We start from the raw sequence: 1,016 nt of genomic DNA, 5'->3' as shown, positions 1-1,016 counted from the left end.
GCTGATATCTATGCCGCCTGGGATGCGAAACCGGCCGGTCAGCGTAAGGAAGCGGCCTGGGATGAGGCGTTTGCCGCCTACGCCAGCGCGTACCCTGAGCTGGCTGCCGAGTTCAAACGCCGCACCGGCGGTGAACTGCCGGCCAACTGGCAGGCAGACGCACAGAAATTTATCGACGATTTGCAGGCGAATCCGGCGAAAATCGCCAGCCGCAAAGCGTCACAGAACGCGCTGGAAGCCTACGGTAAACTGCTGCCGGAATTCCTGGGCGGCTCTGCCGACCTGGCACCGAGCAACCTGACCATCTGGTCTGGCTCGGTTTCGCTGGATAAAGACCACGCGGGGAACTATATCCACTACGGCGTGCGCGAATTCGGTATGACGGCGATTGCCAACGGGATTGCGCTGCACGGTGGTTTTGTACCGTACACGGCGACCTTCCTGATGTTCGTGGAATATGCGCGTAACGCCGTGCGTATGGCCGCGCTGATGAAAATCCGCAGCATCTACGTTTACACCCACGACTCCATCGGTCTGGGCGAAGACGGCCCGACCCACCAGCCGGTTGAACAGCTGGCCAGCCTGCGCGTGACGCCGAACATGAGCAACTGGCGTCCGGCGGACCAGGTGGAAACGGCGGTGGCGTGGAAATACGCCATTGAGCGTCAGGACGGCCCGACGTCGCTGATCCTGTCTCGCCAGAATCTGGCACAGCAGTCACGTACGGCTGAGCAGCTGGCGAACGTGGCGAAAGGTGGCTACGTGCTGAAAGACAGCGAAGGTCAACCTGAGCTGATCCTGATTGCCACCGGTTCTGAAGTTGAACTGGCTGTCGGCGCATATGACAAACTGACTGCTGCAGGCCGCAAGGTGCGCGTAGTGTCCATGCCGTCTACGGATGCGTTCGACAAGCAGGATGCAGCTTACCGTGAAGCGGTGCTGCCGAAAGCGGTATCGGCACGCGTAGCGATTGAAGCGGGTATTGCGGACTACTGGTTCAAGTACGTCGGCCTGAA

At 60.3% G+C, this 1,016-nt stretch carries 1 protein-coding gene; it reads left to right on the top strand.

The window, feature by feature from the left end; genetic code table 11:
* A partial coding sequence (locus tag ACIPUG_RS21425) for a transketolase-like TK C-terminal-containing protein (RefSeq protein ID WP_400340121.1) occupies nt 1-1,016 on the top strand: 1,016 nt, incomplete at both ends.

Origin of the sequence: Pectobacterium sp. CHL-2024, from assembly GCF_044751765.1 — a bacterium.
In the GTDB taxonomy this organism is placed as follows: domain Bacteria; phylum Pseudomonadota; class Gammaproteobacteria; order Enterobacterales; family Enterobacteriaceae; genus Pectobacterium; species Pectobacterium brasiliense.
The sequence above is the reverse complement of the archived record's forward strand: the minus strand, read 5'-3'. Positions and strand labels throughout refer to the sequence as shown.